This window comes from Frankia gtarii (assembly GCF_025403375.1).
GTDB lineage: Bacteria > Actinomycetota > Actinomycetes > Frankiales > Frankiaceae > Frankia > Frankia gtarii.
In genome coordinates this window covers 21,735-37,292 of sequence record NZ_JAMPTM010000034.1, presented here as the reverse complement: position 1 = coordinate 37,292, position 15,558 = coordinate 21,735, and the positions used below count along the sequence as shown (strand labels likewise).

Below are 15,558 nucleotides of genomic sequence, written 5' to 3'. Positions count from 1 at the left end.
CCCGTCTGCCCTGCGCACCGCCGCGGCCGCGCCGCGGCGGTGCGCAGGGCAGACGGGGGCCGGTGGCGGCCGTCAACGCTGGTCCCCGACGCGCGGCGCCGGGGAGGGGAGCCGGCGCGGTCGCGCCGAACGGCGCGGCACCCCCGCGACCGCCGGAACAGGCCGGGAGCCGCGGCGATCGGGTCGGGTCACAGCTCCAGCTTAGCGCTTAGCTGATCATCAGGTGTCCCGCGCCCACCCGCCGGCGGCGATGTACCGCGTCCTGAGCTCGCCCCCACCCACGCTGTGGTCGCTGAACCCTGTGTGAACCGTGGCCGCCAGGAGATCACCTTCCGTTGGCGGGTCGCCTTCGGCTACCTCGAAGCCTGGGCCGAGATGGTGTGCATGGGAGCGGCCCAGCTGTCTCTTCCGCAGGGATGAATCGGACGCCGAACCCGGTGGAAGAGACAGATAGGCGCTCTCCCACGCATCCGCCGCTGGCGCACGAGCCGACGCCCGGCGTTGCGCGGTCGTCGCGGTGGCTCGCGGCGGTCAGCCCGCGGGTCGTGCCGGTGACGACGGCACGTACCGTCCAGCACCTCGGATCACAGGCCGACGCCCGCGCGCCAGAGCAGGTGGGCCATCCCGTGCACCAGATGCAGGGCACAGCGCCGCGCGTCCACCTCGGCCATGCCGGCGACGATGGCGGCCGCGTCGACCGGCCAGACGCGGACCTCCCGGCCGAGCACCGTCAGCGGCGACGGATCGTCGTGTCCCTCGAAGGCACGCCCGCCCGGCTCGACGAACAGGTGCAGCGACCGCCCGGCGACCGGGAAGGGCTCGCACCGCCAGTACAGCAGCGGCCAGGCCTTGAGCCGCTCGCGGCGATGCACCCGGTGCGGCGAGTGCCCGCCGGCGGCCGGCTCGTCGCCGCCATCCGCCGTGACCTGCGCGGCGAGGCTCCCATGCGGGTCGACGACCGCGCGCGAGCGAGGCCCGTGCCGACCCGCGTTCCGGCGTGCCACGGTGCCGCGGGCCCGCACGGTGACCGGCGGCACCAGACTTTCCGCGGCGCAGAAGTCCAGGAAGTCGCGGATCTGGGCGTCAACATGGTTCGCGACCGCGGCGGCGCGTTCGAGCCGCTGTGCCTCGGCGCGCTTCGAGCTGCGGATGGCGTGGCTGCCTCGCAGCAGCACGTCGGTGAGTGTGTCCGGCAGCGCCTCGCCGGTGGGGGAGAACCCGACGGGCCAGGCGTCGGAGTCGGTCGGGCGTAGGTACCGGGGCCGCACCGCCGGCGCCCACAACGCCGGTCGGGTCTCCGCGACGGGCCGGGTCTCCGCGACGGGCCGGGTCTCCGCGACGGGCCGGGCCTCCGCGACGGGCCGGGCCTCCGCGACGGGCCGGGCGTCGGCGACGGGCCGGGCGTCGGCGGTGACGGGGGCGGACGGCGCCGGCATCTGACCGGGCACGGAGTGATCGTCGCTGGACGGGCGGGACCCTGCACCGGCCATCGTCCTCACCCCCACCCGCCATCGCTTAACGTGACCACCCAAGCGTCAACGGTAACGCTGTGTAATGCAAGTGCGGTGGGTGCACGGTGAGGCGGCCGGGAGCGGTGCCGGGCGGGAGCGATGCCGGGCGGGGTCAGACCAGTTCGTTGATGACCAGGGTCTGGTCCCGGCCCGGGCCGACGCCGATCGCGGAGACGGGGGCGCCGGAGAGATCTTCCAGCGCCCGGATGTAATCCTTTGCCGTCGCGGGCAGGTCGGCGTACTTCCGCACGTCGGAGAGGTCCTCCTGCCAGCCCGGCAGCTCGGTGTAGATCGGGCGGGCGTGGTGGAACTCGGTCTGCGTCATCGGCATCTCGTCGACCCGCTTGCCACCGATGTCGTAGCCGACGCAGATCGGCACCCGGTCGAAGCCGGACAGCACATCCAGCTTGGTGAGGAACAGGTCGGTCAGGCCGTTGACCCGCACCGCGTAGCGGGCGATCACCGCGTCGAACCAACCGGTGCGCCGCGCGCGGCCGGTCGTCACGCCGAACTCGCCGCCGATGCGCCGCAGCTCCTCGCCAACCTTGTCGTCCAGCTCGGTGGGGAAGGGGCCGGCGCCCACCCGGGTGGTGTAGGCCTTGATGATTCCGACCACCCGGTTGATCCGGGTCGGCCCGATGCCGGCGCCGGTTGCCGCGTACCCGGCGGTCGGGTTCGACGAGGTCACGAACGGGTACGTGCCGTGGTCGACGTCGAGCAGCGTGCCCTGGGAGCCCTCCAGCAGCACGACCTTGCCCTCGCGCAGCGCTCGGTCCAGGACGAGGCTGGTGTCGGCGATGTGCGGGCCGAGGCGCTCGGCGTAGGCGGCGTACTCCTCGACCACCTCGTCCACCTCGATCCGCCGCCGGTTGTAGACCTTCGCCAGGACCTGGTTCTTCTCCCGCAGCGCGAGTTCGAGCTTCTTGCGGAAGATGCCCGGGTCGAGCAGATCCTGGACCCGGATGCCGGTGCGGGCGACCTTGTCGCCGTAGGTCGGGCCGATGCCGCGACCGGTGGTGCCGATCCGGGCCTTGCCCAGGTAGCGCTCGGTCACCAGGTCGAGGGCCCGGTGGTGCGGCATGATCAGATGGGCGTTCGCGCTGATCAACAGGCGCGAGACGTCGATGCCCCGGGCGGCGAGCCCGTCCATCTCGGTGAGCAGCACGCCGGGGTCGATCACGACTCCGTTGCCGATCACCGGCACGCAGTCCGCCCGCAGGATGCCACTGGGGATCAGGTGGAGGGCGTAGCGCTCCTCACCGATGACCACCGTGTGGCCGGCGTTGTTGCCGCCCTGGTATCGGACGACGTAGTCGACGGCGCCGCCCAGAAGGTCGGTCGCCTTTCCTTTTCCCTCGTCGCCCCATTGGGCGCCGATGAGGACGAGAGCGGGCACCGGGCGAGGTTACTAGGGATGGCACTCACGCGGGGCCGATCGCGCGATGCTCCTACCGCCCGACGCCGGGGTCTCACGGTGCGTCGAAGTCGAGTGCGCGGGCGGCGGCGGGATCGCTGTCGGCGAGGAATGCCTTGCAGCGGGTGGCTTCCTCGGTGTCCCCGATGGCCGCCGCGGCGCGCCCGAGCGCAGCCAGGGAACGCAGGAAGCCACGGTTCGGCTCGTGCGACCAGGGAACCGGCCCGTTGCCCCGCCAGCCGGCGCGGCGCAGCGCGTCGAGCCCCCGGTGGTATCCGGTGCGGGCGTACGCGTACGCCTCGACAGGCCGGTCGCCGGCCAGCGCGATCTCGGCCAGGGTGGCCCACGGGGCGCTCAGCGCGGGCGAGGCGGCGGCCACGGCGGCCGGCGCTTCGCCCGCGGCCAGCGCGTCGGTGGCGATGGCGTCGGAAGGCAGCAGCGTCGGCGGCGGGCCGGAGAGCAGGTTGCGGGCCGGATCGGACGGCGTCGTCATGGGAGCATCCTGCCGCACGGTCGGGGCGACCCCTCGGGCCGGGTCAGGATCGGACGGTGACGTTCCACAGGTTCTGGCCGACGGCACCGGGCTGGCCGTCGTTGACCCGGGTCAGGTAGCCGTAGAGGGCGGCGATGCCCTGGGACTGCGGACCGAACTTGCCGTCGACGGTGAGCACGAAGCCCTTGTTACGCATCGCCGCCTGCCAGACGAAGGCGTCCGGGCGGACGTCGTCGCCGTATCCGGCGTTGAGGACGGTGCCCTTGTAGGCGTTGTCGCCCATCTCCTGGCGGGCGCGGTCGAGCGTCATCGGCGGCTCGGCAGGGGTGAGGGCCTGCTCGATGACGTCGCCGGAACCGGAGCCGACCGAGGCCGGGCCGTTGTTCGTCAGGCCCATCTTCCGGGAGCAGGACGGCCAGGGCGCCCAGCCCCGCGAGTTGTAGAGCTTGGCGGCCGCCTCGTCCTGAGTGGCGGGGGACGCCTGGTAGGGCCGGCCGGAGTAGCCGAGGCCGTGCCACGTCTGGTCGTCGAACTGGTACCCGCCGGAAAAGCCGTTGTTGGTGTTGATGGAGTAGTTCCCGCCGGACTCGCACTGCCGGAGCTTGGCGAAGTCGTCGGCGGTGGCGGCGCCGGCCGGGGCCGCGGTGACCGCGAGCCCGCTGCCGACGATGGCCGTCACCGCGCCGGTGGTGCGAAGGATACGACCCGCGGTCGAATGGGCCTGCGGGGCCCGATGTTTACCACCACGCTGTCCTGACGGCATGTCAGTCCAATCCCGATCGCCTGCGGGGTGAGCTGTCGGGTGCGGGCTGGGATGGCCCGGCCGGTTCGCCCAGGTCCTTCGGTGATGCGGAGAAACGTTCTCCCCACCGGATGGCTGGGACGAGCCTGCTTAACCCCAAGGGCGTCTGGGACGCCCGAATTGGTGGGTCCCCCACTCCTGCCCGTTGCGGTGCGTACTAGTGCCGACCGCTCGTACGTCGGGCAGGACTCGGCGTCCGTCCGAGCGGCCCCGCCAGGGTGGCGAGTGATCGGCACTCTAGCGATAGCGGTCCAGGGGGCGCAAACCGGGTGGTTCGGAGTAACCAGGTTGGGACGCGCGAACGGCGGAGCCCGAGAGTGCCGCCCGATCGGGCGGCGGGGTGTGCCGGCGGCGCGGCGGGGGTATCCCGACCCCGTAGGGCGCATCCGGTGTGGAGATGGTGGCCGACCGGCCCGTTTCCGAACGCGCAGCGGAGATCGTCCGGGCGTCCGGGCGGGCCGGTCGGGTCGAGTTGGTGAGCTTCCCTGCCGGTGTCACCGGGGTGGGAAGGTCGTCCGGGAGTCGTGACGCGCGTCCCCGCGTCCCGGGCCGGATGGACTACATGTGGTACGTGCCGTTAGGCGGCGCGGCGATCGGCCGGATGGCTACCGCGCGTGATGCGGCGCTCAGCCGAAGGTGGCGTGCCAGGTCGCTGGGCCGACGATGCCGTCGACGGCCAGACCATGGGAGCCCTGGAAGGCGCGGGCGGCGGCGGCGGAGCGTGGTCCGAAGTGGCCGTCGACCGCGATTGGGTAACCGAGCTGGCTCATCCGGGTCTGCCAGGCGCGCACATCGGCGCGATCCTGCCTGACCAGCGCGGCCGTGAGGGTGCGGGTGAAGTGCGAGGTGGTGGAGGCGACGGGGCTGACGGTCAGCACGGCACGCTGCGCCGAGCGCGACGCCTGCACCGCGCCGCTCGACGACGTGCCACCCGCGAGTTGGTCAGCGCCCATCCCGCGGCCGCAGACTGGCCACTGGCCGAAGCCGGAGCGCTGGGCGAGTCGGAGAGCGGCCTCGTCCTGGACTGCCGGGGCCGCCTCGTGTGGCAGGCCGGAGTAGCCGAGACTGTGCCAGGTGCTGGCCGAGAACTGAAAGGCGCCGTAGTAGCCGTTTCTGGTGTTGGCCGTGTAGTCACCGCCGGACTCGCACTGTCGCAGACCCGCCCAGGTTGTCGCCGCCTCGGCCGGCTGGCTCACCGCGAGGGTGCCGCCGACCGCCGCTGCGAGAACCGGAGCAACCATGAGGGTCCGCGCCCTGATGCGGGCGCCGGCGCTCCATTGTCGACCACTAGTACGTGCGTCGGACATATAGTTGTGGTCCTTCCCCACGCCTGCGAGGTGAGCTGTCGGATTCGGGCTGGGAACTGCCCGGCCATGCCAGGTATTCCTGGGGACGTGTGCTCGCACCGAAAGAGCCTCGTGCGACCGTCACTCATGGCTTCACCCCGAGAGCATCGAATCCTTTCGACGCTCGGAGATGGTTCCCCCGTTCCTGCCGCTCAGTCTGGTGAAATCGCCGGTCGGGGGCAGGATTCGGCGTGCCGCCCGGCGAATGCCAGACGTTGTTGTCGGCACGGCGAAGACCATAACCACGCCGCCCGGCGAGTCGCCAAGCATTGAATAGGGCGCGTGAAAAAGAGCACAGTCGGCGCGCCTGCTTGAGTAGCCCTGGGGTGACTGGTAACGCGCGTGCGCGCCCGCTCATCAACCTGGCGGTATGACTGGCAGGGGCATTTGTGTCGGGCTGATCACCCTGTTTGCCGATGGGTGATGGCGACCAGAGCGTGGTGAATCGCGCCGAATGGGTGACCTGCGGAGAAGCAATATCGACTGCGGGCCCGCGCGCCGGATGGACGCATTGACCCGAATACCCCAGTTCGTCCGGTCCGGCCTACCTGTGTGAGAAAAGATACTGAAACCTGGCGGTGACTTACAAAGATGTCATTCGGGTGCGCCGCGCGTCCGGCCGGACACGTGGCGGGACGGCGGTGCCCGGAGGCCCAGGTCCCGGGGCCGGATGTCCTGGTTGGCCCCCGGGCGTCCGGTGCGGCCGCACACCCGCCTCGTGTGGGTTGATCTGGCCGAAACCTGCTGTCGGTAAGCGTGACCGGGCAACGGACCCGATGGGGACCACTCGGGGAAAAACAGTGGTCCCCCAGTCGCATGGTGCAACTGGGGGACCGTGGGTGCCCGCATCATACGGGACATCGTCGGGACCATCGCCGGCGCGGAGCGTGCTGGATGTCCGCTCGGCGCCGATCGCTGCGTCCCGACCCGGCGGGGCATGCCGGAATCCGCGCGCCAACCGGAATGTCCGCCGACGCGGGCCGGCGAGGAGCCGGTCCGGTCGGATCGGCAGGCCAAGCCGGAGATTTAGGTAAAAACCACCCGACCGGCCGGCCCGGATCGGCCTGATGCTGCCCGTTGCGGGCCGACAGCGCCCGGCGGCGCACCTGGGGCGACGATCCGCCCGGTGTCGTCCTCCGGGCCTGGACGGTTACGGTTGGGCCGGGTTCGGAAGCCGGCGGTGGCTACGCCTTGCCGAGGGACCGACCGGCGGAGCGGAGGTCCTCGCAGGCCTGGGCCACGCGGGCCGCCATGCCGGTTTCGGCGAGCTTTCCGTAGGTGCGCGGGTCGTATGCCTTCTTCGCCCCGACCTCGCCGTCCACCTTGAGCACACCGTCGTAATTCCTGAAGGCGTGGTCCACGATGGGGCGGGTGAACGCGTACTGGGTGTCGGTGTCCACGTTCATCTTCACGACGCCGTAGTCCAGAGTCTCCCGAATTTCACTGAGGTCGGAGCCGCTGCCGCCGTGGAAGACGAGGTCGAACGGCTTTGCGCCGGCCTGCAGACCCAGCTTCTTGGCGACGTGATCCTGGCCTTCGCGAAGAATCGTCGGACGAAGTTTGACGTTTCCCGGCTTGTACACGCCGTGCACGTTGCCGAAGGTGGCGGCCAGCAGGTAACGGCCCTTCTCGCCCGAGCCGAGGACCTCGGCGGTTCGCCACATGTCGCCCGGCGTGGTGTAGAGCTTCTCGTCGATTGCGCCGACGACGCCGTCCTCCTCGCCACCGACGACCCCGATCTCGACCTCGAGAACGATCTTCGCGGCGGCGGCGTCGGCGAGCAACTCCTCTGCGATCTTGAGGTTCTCCTCGAGCTCGACGGCCGAGCCGTCCCACATGTGAGACTGGAACAGCGGCTCACGCCCGGCCGCGACCCGCTCCCTGGAGATCGCGATGAGCGGCCGGATGTAGGTGTCGAGCTTGTCCGCCGGGCAGTGGTCGGTGTGCAGCGCGATGGTGACCGGGTAAGCCTTCGCGACGTGGTGGGCGTACTCGGCCAGCGCCTCCGCGCCCAGGACCATGTTCTTAATCGTCGAACCGGACAGGTACTCCGCACCACCGGTGGAAACCTGCACGATCCCGTCGCTGCCCGCCTCGGCGAATCCCCGCAGGGCGGCATTGAGGGTCTGCGACGAGGTGACGTTGATCGCGGGGTAGGCGAAGGACTCGGACTTCGCCCGGTCGAGCATCTGGGCGTAGGTCTCTGGCGTGGCGATGGGCATCGGTGGGGCTCCTTGTCGAAGCTGTCGGGGCGCCGATCAGCCATGTACGGCGGCGCTGGGCAGCCCGATGGGACCTGCAGACCGCCGTTGGACTGTTGGTGGGCGAAGGGTATGACGGCATGCCCCGTCGGCGTGGTCGGATGCGGCCGACGTCGCCGGGGCAAAGTCGGCTTCCGACGCGGCGCCGACGCGCAGGTGTCGCGGCGCCGTTGCCTCCCGCGGCGGTCCGGTGGCCGGTGCGCGGCTCGCGGGACGTCCGAGGCGGCGTCGCGGACTTATCCGATTGGCTCGCCGGGCGGCGTGTGCGCCTGATGGCCGAAACGTGGCGCCATTCCCGGCGCGGGCGTGGCCCGGCGAGGTGCGCAGTGGCCCGGACGGGTGTGGTCCGTCGGCGGGCCCGGGATGTCAACCGCGGCGACGCGCCCGCCACCGGTGCGGGCCCGCCCGTCACACTGGTCACGTGGACGTCGGCAGCCTGTCCGGGACGACGCTGTACATCGTCCTGTTCGCGATGATTTTTACCGAGAGCGGGATCCTGATCGGGTTCTGGCTTCCCGGGGACACGATCCTGTTCGCAGCCGGTCTGGTCGCCGCGGATGCCGGCGCGGACGTCTCGATCTATGTTCTGTCGGTCGGCGTCGCCGTCGCGGCCAGTGCCGGCGCCGCGGCCGGGTACTACACCGGTCACCGGCTGGGCCGGCCGTTCCTGGAACGCCGGTACGCCTCGGCCCTGGCCCGGACGGAGGAGTTCTACCGGCGGTTCGGGGCCGTCACACTGGTGGCTGCCCGGTTTGTTCCCTGGGCGCGGACATTCGCCCCGGTCCTGGCCGGCGCCGTCGCCATGCCGTGGCACCGGTTTCTCGTCGCCGTGGTGTCCGGCGCGGCGGTGTGGGGCACCGGGCTGATCCTGCTGGGCTACGCGGCCTCCGCGATCCCTGGCCTGCGCGACGCCACGGGCTGGCTCGCGCTGGTGGTGGTGGTCGCCTCCGTCCTGGCGGGGGTCGGCGGCGAGCTGCTGCGCCGCCGCTCCGCCCGGAGCCGCTCCGCCCGGAGCCGGGATGCCCGGGAGGAGTCGGCCCCCGGGCCGGCCGTCGCGCCGGCCGCTGACCGGGAGCCGGCGAGTGATGATTCCCGCCCGGGCGACGGTCCGCCGGAACCGATTCCGGCACCGGCGTCGGGGCCGGACCCCTCGGCGGCCTCGGTGGTCGATCGCAAGCGGTGACCCGCGGGGTCTCCGCCGCAGTTCGCCGCCCGCTCGCTGCCCGTTCGGCCGGGGTTTGACCGGGGTTCGCCGCCGCAGGGACGTTGACGTTGTCCCTTTGTGCCCCCCGCGCCAAGGCCTCCGCCCTGGCCGATTCGGCGGGTAATCTCCACCACATTGCTACCCGATCACATCGGGTAGGCGATGGGCGTTGAGGGTGGTAGTTCCTGACTACGCCCAGCTAGCCTTGATCGATCCAGGCAGGAGGTCGGGGGGCCGACCGAGCGAAGGGTTCGATGCAACGCACGCGTAATCGGCACCGGGCACCGCGGCGCTCGGTGGTGCCCGGGCTCGGCGTGGCGGGGGGCGTCCTGCTGGTGACGCTCGTGTTCGCACTGTGGGTCGTCGGCGACGTCGGCGCGACCGCCGGCCGGGTTGCCGTCGGCGCCGCGAACGCGACGTCGGCGGCCGGCGGGTCGTCCCCGGGGAACGTCGACGAGGCGGCCGCAGGTGCATCCTCCGGCCGGGCCGGGTCGGGCAGCCTCACCGCGGCGCGTACCGGGGCCCAGGCGCTGGCGGCCCCGATCGGTGGCATCACCAGTGCGCAGCCGTCGCCGCAGGCCGGTCCGGGCGCGACGGGAACGGCCCCCGCGGGCACCGCCGGTCTCGCCGCGCTCGGTCAGCCGGTCGCCCGGGCTCGGCTGGTCGCCGATGTGATCGTCGCCACGAACCGCGAGCGACGGGTGGCCGGCTGCCCGAACCTGGTGGCCGATCCGGTGCTGACGGCGGCGGCCTGGGCGCACAGTGTCGACATGGCCGCGTCGGGCTACTTCCGCCACGACAGCCCCGACGGTCGTAACCCGTTCGACCGGATGACGGCTGCGGGCTTCGACTTCTCCGTCGCCGCGGAGAACATCGCCGCCGGGCAGCGCAGCGCCGCCGAGGTCGTCCGGGATTGGATGGACAGCCCCGAGCACCGGGCTAACATCCTCACCTGCTCGCTGACCCGGGTCGGCGTCGGCCTCGCGACAGGCGGCGCCTACGGCTACTACTGGACGCAGGACTTCGCGACCCCCGGAACGGGCCCCTGAGGCGACACCCCGGTCCGATCACCGAGTGCGCCGCACCGCCCCCGGCACCGGCGGGTTCCGGTTGCGTGCGGGACCGGGGGCCGGCCGGCCGGGTGGACTCGCGCCGATGGTCCGCTGTCACGGGGCGGTCGATCCCGTAGGGTCGGGACGTCGTCGCCGACGGCAGCGAACGCGGCACGGCCGGCGGAGCTGACTGCGGCGATCGCGACAGGATCGTCGACGCGGGTGACCTGGTCGTGGGTGATCCGGGTAGGAGGAGTGGGCCGTGGTTCGGGCGGTGGTCACCGGCGCGGCCGGGTTTCTTGGCGGAGCGCTCACGCATGCCCTGCGTCGGCAGGGCGCTGACGTCGTCGCGCTGGATGTCCGGCGCGCACCCGGCGTGGTGCAGGCCGATATCAGCAGGCCAGGTGACTGGGAGCGGGCGCTCGACGGGGCCGAACTGGTCATCCACGCCGCCGCGGTGGGCACCGGCGGCGTCGCGGAGCTCACCCCGGTACGCCCGGGGCGCGCGGGGGCGCCGCTGCGGGTCCCCGGCGCCGAGGTTCGGCGGGTGACACTCGGTGGCACCGCCGCCCTGCTCGACGCGGCCGCCCGTGCCGGGGTCGCCCGTTTCCTGCATCTGTCCTGCGTGGACGTGTTGCCGCTGGTGGCGCCGCGCGGCAGCGAGCGGGCCGAAGCCGGCCTGGTGGGCGGCCCGCTGGTGGACGAGACCGCCCCGGTCGGTCTCACCGGCGATGCGCGGGCCGACGCACTCGCCGCCGCCGAGCAGGCGGTGGGCTCGGCCGCAGCGCACGGGCTTGGTGCCACCGTCATGCGTATCGGCGATGCCTACGGCCCCCGCGCGGGGCGCTGGACGCTGTGGCCGGTGCTTCTCATGCGGGCCGGGCGGTTCGTGCTGGTGGACGGTGGCCGTGGCGTCCTCAGCCCGGTCCACGTCGACGACGTGGTCGCGGCGGTGACGGCGGTCGCCGCCGCGGACCGCGCGGCGGTCGCCGGCGAGGTGCTGCACGTCACCGGGGGCGAGCAGGTCAGCGCCGCCGAGTTCTTCGGGTACTACAGCCGGATGCTGGATCTGCCCTCGCCGCGGTCCGTGCCGGGCCGACTCGTCGAGGCCGTGGACGCGTGGGATCGGGTTCGGGCACTCGGCGCGGGTCGCCTGGCGACACCGAGGTCGTCGGCGCCGGCGGGCGCTGGGCCTGAATCGGAGGCGCTGGAGCTGGCGGGGACCGCCGCGGTGGCCGCACCGCCCGGCGTCGCCCCCCCGACGTCCGTGCCGGGCCGACCCGCCGGTGCCCTGGTCCGCGATCTCGGGGCCCGGCTCGTGGCCGGCGTCGACCCGCGCGCCCGGGTGGATCTCGGGGCGCTCGGCCTGCGTGAACTGACCCGCGACGCCGGCTTCTCCATTTCCCGGATCGGCCGGCTGGCCGGCTGGTCGCCCGTCGTGTCGCTGGCCGACGGCATGAACCGCACCGAGTCGTGGCTGCGGGAACGGGGCCTGCTCGGGGTCCAGGAGCCGTCTCGCCGTGGGTGAAGGGCCGACCCTCACCACCCCCCGGCTGCTTGCCCTGCCACTCACCATCTGGAACGCCGGGTACGTCGCCGAGGAGCTCGCGCCCACGCTGGCGTTCACGGCGGTCGTCGCCCGGTCGGGCGGACGCGGCGGGGACGGAGTCGGCCCCTACGGCGGGATCGTCGGCACGGATCCGCACGCCGCCGCCCCGGACCCGCTCGACCCGGCCGGGTCGCTGCGCCGTGAGCTGCGCCGCCGGGCCGGCGCCGGCCGGTCGGTGCTGACCTGGGTGCTGCGGCTCAAGTCGGGGCCGGCGGCCGTTGGTCTGGTCGCCGCGGACACCCAGGGCCGCCGCACGGCCGTCGGTGTGTCGATCGTGCTCGGGTGCCGGCAGGAGGGCTACGCGACCGAGGCGGTCCGCGCCGTCGCCGGCTGGTTCGAGTACCGCGGTGCTCTGGTGGAGACGAGGATCCGCCGCGGCGACGGGATCGGGAAGCGGCTGGGACAGGCGACCTCGTTCGTGCCTACCCCCGTCCTGATAGCCGACTGGTGGCGGATCTGGCTACGCCCGCCGACGGATTGATCATCTGGGCGGTTACTCACTGTCATGCGGCTCGGCCGCTGCCCGCCGGCGCGCCGCCACCTCGGCCGTCCCGGCTGGTCACGCGCCCGGACCAGCCCATTTCATGCTTGCCGAGCCGAAAACCCCTGCCCAGCGTCGTTGTGTCGCCCTGCGCGGAATTGTGTCGGCGTTGCCGTGGTGGTGGTCTGCTGTCAGCCTGGCGACATCCGTCTTCTCGTAGTTTCGTCGGCACAGGGCGAGCGGTGGACACGCCGCGATGGCAGCCCCCTGTTCAGACCGTGATGCCCTGGGGCACCATGTAAAGCGATGTCGCGACCGTTGGCCGACGGGTCGAGTGAGGGCGGGGCGTCCGAGGCGGTCCGTGGGAGGCCCGCCTCGCGTCCGGGGAGGGGAGCCCGAACGGTTCGGCGCTACCTGCGCCTGGGAGGTCAGCAGCATGAGCGTGGATACCCCTCGGGGGACACCGGCCGGAATCCGGCCGGGAGAGGTCACCTACGACCATCTGATCATTCCGTCGCACTGGCGGCGGTCCAACGAGTCCACGCCTGGCGCGCCCAACGCGTTGTTTCCACCCGATGGTGGGGCACCCGCCCAGTCATCCCTGCCGCCGATCAACCCGACGACCGGAGCGATGACCGGCCCCCTGCTGGTCGGGACGACGGCACGGGCCTTCGCCAAGCTCGATGATCTGATTCGGCTCAGCGCCGAGGACAAGGCCGTCATCGCCGCCCGCCGGGATGAGGCCGAGCGGGCACTACGGGCGATCTTCCCGCCCCGGTGCGCGCTGCCGCTGGTCGGCGTCGCGACGATCGGGTCGGCCGGGCGGGACACCATGATCCGGCCGCTGGACGAAGTCGACATCTTCGCCGTCTTCTCCGCCGCGAACAGCGCCTGGAAGCGGTTCCGCTGGGACTCGCGTGACCTGGTGCTCTGCGTGCGCAACGCGATCGGCGGCGAGCGGATCCAGACGATCGGCAGCCGCGGCCAGGCGCTGCGCATCGTCTACGATTCGCCGCCCGACGTGCACCTCGTCCCCGCGTTCGACCATCCCCGGGCCGGCTATGTCATGCCCGACCGGGTCGGCGGCTGGCTGCCGACCCGTCCGGAGCGGCACACGAGCTGGACCGCCGACCTCGGCCCTCGGGTGATCTCGGCGGTGCGCCTGCTCAAGGCGTGGAACCGGGTGTGCGGCAGCCACCTGCGCTCGTTTCACATCGAGGCGCTCGCCGGACAGGTCCTCGCCGGGCGCGGGCTCAACACCCGGCAGGGGCTCGCCGAGGTCTTCCGCCACATGGACGAGGTCGGTCTGGTGGCGGCGGACCCGGCGGACGTCGGCGGCGACCTGTCCGCTTACCTGCGTCCCGAGGACGTCGACGCGCTCGCGGAGACCATCCGGGCCGCCCGGATCTACTCGGCGAAGGCGGTCGAAGCGGAACAGGCCGGGGATCACGAGGAGGCCGTGGCCCTGTGGGGCTCGGTATTCGGCCCGGAGTTCCCGACCTTCGGCTAGGTCATCCACCGGTCCGGCAGGGCCGCGCGGCGCCCCAGCCGGGACCGCTCGGCCTGGACGGCGACCATCCGCAGTGCCTCGGCCTGGTCGCGCAGGCCGGCCCGCACCCGCACCGGTCCGCCGGTGGTGTCCAGGTGCACGTCGGCCAGGCGAAGCAGCCGGGCCAGCGGGTTCGCCACCAGACGGATGCTCTGCACCTTGCCGTGTGGGATGAGATCGGTGTGCCGGTGCAGCAGCCCGTGGCGCACGATGAAGACCACATCGTCCGCGCCACAGGACTGCGCCCGTCGGTGGAGCGGGGCGAGCAGCGCGGCCCGCCGCGGCGGGCGGGTCAACTCGACCTCGGCCACGTCCACCCCCGGCAGCAGCCTGCCGATCAGCTTGAGGGCCTCGTCCCGGCGGGCGACCGGGAGCAGGACTGACGGGCCGGCGCCGGCGACGTTCATCCGGACGCGCACCCAGCCGCATGGGCGCCACAGCATCGGCTCCCCGATGCTGATCGCCTGGACCCGCCCCGGCGGGATGGTGGCGTGGGCGCGCTCAAGCAGCCCGCTGTCGATGCGCAGCCCGTCCGGCGATTCGGACACGATGTACGGGTAGCCGGCGGCGAAGATCCGGAAGGTGGTGTGCCAGAGCCAGCCGAGCAGCGGGATCGCGCCCAGGACGCCGGCCCTGGTGCCGGTGAGCAGCGATGGCGTGGCGATTGCCGCCGCCCCGAACAACGCCGCCCACGGCGCGGGCGACAGGGCGATCGCGGCGATCAGCCGCCTCGGCGGTACCTCGGCGAGCGGATGGTGCGGCGCCTCGCCGACGTCGGGAGCGAGCCCGGCCGCGGTGGCAAGCAGCTCGGCGCGTAGCCGGTGGGCGTGCCCGATCGACAGGTACCGCAGATCGGACCCGGAATCGCCGCCGTCGGAGTCGGATCGTTCCCGGCGTTCCCGGCCCGCCAGGTCCAGGCGCAGGATGGCCAGCCCGATCAGCCGGGCGAGCAGCGGCTGGACGATGTCCACCGACTGCAGTCGGTCCAGCCGGACGTAGCGGGTGTGCCGCACCAGCAGACCGGTGTCGAGCCGCAGGCCGTCGCGTTCGATCCGGTAGCGGGTGAACCGCCAGGTGCAGTACCCGTAGGTGCCGGCCGCGGGAATCAGGAAGATCAGGGTGAGGCCGACGGCCCGAGCCGTGACGTCCTCGGCGAGGTTACGCCCGACGGTCGCGGCGAACGCGGCGACGATCACCCAGCCGCGCAGGAACGGCGTGAGGGGATGCAGCCGGTGGAACCCGTCCGGCGCGACCACGTCGGTGTGCCGTCCTTCGGTGTGCCGTCCTTCGGTGTGCCGTCCTTCGGTGTGCCGCTCGGTGGTCTCACGCTCGGTGGTCACAGGCCGGCCGACCGAGCTTCGCCGCGTTCGGTGAGGGCGTCGCGCAGCCGGGCGGCCTCCTGGTGGGGCAGTCCGGGGATGACGGCATCGCTGGCCGCCGCTGCGGTGTGCAGCTGCACCTTGGCGATGCCGAAGCGCCGGGCGAGGGGCCCGGCGGTGACATCGACGAGCTGCATCCGCCCGTAGGGCACGACGACCAGGCGGCGTACCAGCACACCCCGGCTGATCAGCAGATCGTCCTCCCGCTCGGCGTAGCTCCAGGCCCGCCAACTCGCGCCGATGGACCGCCAGACGCAGGTCGCCGCCAGCAGGGGCACGGCGGTGAGCAGGACCCAGGGCCAGCCGCCGACCGAGAGTGAGATCAGCAAGGCGAGCGCCACCGCCGGAACGGTCCCGAGGACCAGCAGCGTCCGGCGCAGGCGCCGCAGCCCCGGAGGCAGGGCCCGCCACTGTTCGGGATCCGGCAGGAGAGCGTCGGGCATGCCGTAACGATAAG

13 protein-coding genes and 2 riboswitches are annotated in these 15,558 nt (G+C 72.6%); of the genes, 5 read left to right on the top strand and 8 right to left on the bottom strand.

Going from position 1 to position 15,558, the window contains the following annotated elements:
- Positions 1-584: 584 nt before the first annotated feature.
- From NBZ83_RS08110 to fbaA, 6 genes are all read right to left on the bottom strand, one after another.
- A complete protein-coding gene (locus NBZ83_RS08110; protein ID WP_261574653.1) occupies positions 585-1,490 on the bottom strand; it encodes a hypothetical protein in 906 nt (301 codons plus the stop codon).
- Positions 1,491-1,623: 133 nt separating this feature from the next.
- Positions 1,624-2,907 (bottom strand): adenylosuccinate synthase, encoded by a 1,284-nt coding sequence (locus tag NBZ83_RS08105; RefSeq protein ID WP_261568065.1) that lies wholly within the window; start codon positions 2,905-2,907, stop codon positions 1,624-1,626.
- Positions 2,908-2,980: 73 nt separating this feature from the next.
- The gene (locus NBZ83_RS08100; protein WP_261568064.1) at positions 2,981-3,418 is read right to left on the bottom strand and encodes a DUF3151 domain-containing protein; all 438 of its coding nucleotides are present in this window, start codon (positions 3,416-3,418) and stop codon (positions 2,981-2,983) included.
- 43 nt (positions 3,419-3,461) lie between these two features.
- Complete coding sequence (locus NBZ83_RS08095; protein WP_261568063.1) at positions 3,462-4,181, bottom strand: transglycosylase family protein; 720 nt, start codon at positions 4,179-4,181, stop codon at positions 3,462-3,464.
- A 2-nt stretch (positions 4,182-4,183) separates the two neighbouring features.
- Positions 4,184-4,383, bottom strand: a riboswitch (cyclic di-AMP (ydaO/yuaA leader).
- A 463-nt stretch (positions 4,384-4,846) separates the two neighbouring features.
- On the bottom strand, positions 4,847-5,527 hold the full coding sequence (locus NBZ83_RS08090) for a transglycosylase family protein (RefSeq protein ID WP_261568062.1): 681 nt from the start codon (positions 5,525-5,527) through the stop codon (positions 4,847-4,849).
- Between the two features lie 7 nt (positions 5,528-5,534).
- Positions 5,535-5,748, bottom strand: a riboswitch (cyclic di-AMP (ydaO/yuaA leader).
- 1,002 nt (positions 5,749-6,750) lie between these two features.
- Positions 6,751-7,788 carry a class II fructose-bisphosphate aldolase gene (gene fbaA, locus NBZ83_RS08085; RefSeq protein ID WP_261568060.1) on the bottom strand — a complete coding sequence of 346 codons (1,038 nt, stop codon included), beginning with the start codon at positions 7,786-7,788 and terminating at the stop codon, positions 6,751-6,753.
- Positions 7,789-8,248: 460 nt separating this feature from the next.
- Here fbaA and NBZ83_RS08080 point away from each other — a divergent pair, with 460 nt between their 5' ends.
- The 5 genes from NBZ83_RS08080 to NBZ83_RS08060 all read left to right on the top strand — a co-directional run bounded on the left by NBZ83_RS08080 (position 8,249) and on the right by NBZ83_RS08060 (position 13,683).
- On the top strand, positions 8,249-9,010 hold the full coding sequence (locus tag NBZ83_RS08080) for a DedA family protein (RefSeq protein ID WP_261574652.1): 762 nt from the start codon (positions 8,249-8,251) through the stop codon (positions 9,008-9,010).
- 275 nt (positions 9,011-9,285) lie between these two features.
- Entirely contained in the window at positions 9,286-10,080 is a 795-nt protein-coding gene (locus NBZ83_RS08075) for a CAP domain-containing protein (RefSeq protein WP_261574651.1), read from the top strand.
- Positions 10,081-10,345: 265 nt separating this feature from the next.
- Positions 10,346-11,611, top strand: a complete 1,266-nt coding sequence (locus tag NBZ83_RS08070; RefSeq protein ID WP_261568056.1) for an NAD-dependent epimerase/dehydratase family protein — start codon at positions 10,346-10,348, stop codon at positions 11,609-11,611.
- Positions 11,604-12,173, top strand: a complete 570-nt coding sequence (locus NBZ83_RS08065) for a GNAT family N-acetyltransferase (protein ID WP_261568055.1) — start codon at positions 11,604-11,606, stop codon at positions 12,171-12,173. Before NBZ83_RS08070 ends, NBZ83_RS08065 begins: the two co-directional genes overlap by 8 nt.
- A gap of 436 nt (positions 12,174-12,609) precedes the next feature.
- Positions 12,610-13,683 carry a nucleotidyltransferase domain-containing protein gene (locus tag NBZ83_RS08060; protein ID WP_261568053.1) on the top strand — a complete coding sequence of 358 codons (1,074 nt, stop codon included), beginning with the start codon at positions 12,610-12,612 and terminating at the stop codon, positions 13,681-13,683.
- Here NBZ83_RS08060 and NBZ83_RS08055 read toward each other — a convergent pair.
- Together NBZ83_RS08055 and NBZ83_RS08050 are read right to left on the bottom strand one after the other, a co-directional pair.
- Positions 13,680-15,062 (bottom strand): PH domain-containing protein, encoded by a 1,383-nt coding sequence (locus tag NBZ83_RS08055; RefSeq protein WP_438803297.1) that lies wholly within the window; start codon positions 15,060-15,062, stop codon positions 13,680-13,682. The two genes, NBZ83_RS08060 and NBZ83_RS08055, sit on opposite strands and share 4 nt — an antisense overlap.
- Positions 15,059-15,544, bottom strand: coding sequence for a PH domain-containing protein (locus NBZ83_RS08050; protein WP_261568052.1), 486 nt, complete (start codon positions 15,542-15,544; stop codon positions 15,059-15,061). Before NBZ83_RS08050 ends, NBZ83_RS08055 begins: the two co-directional genes overlap by 4 nt.
- Between the last annotated feature and the right edge of the window lie 14 nt (positions 15,545-15,558).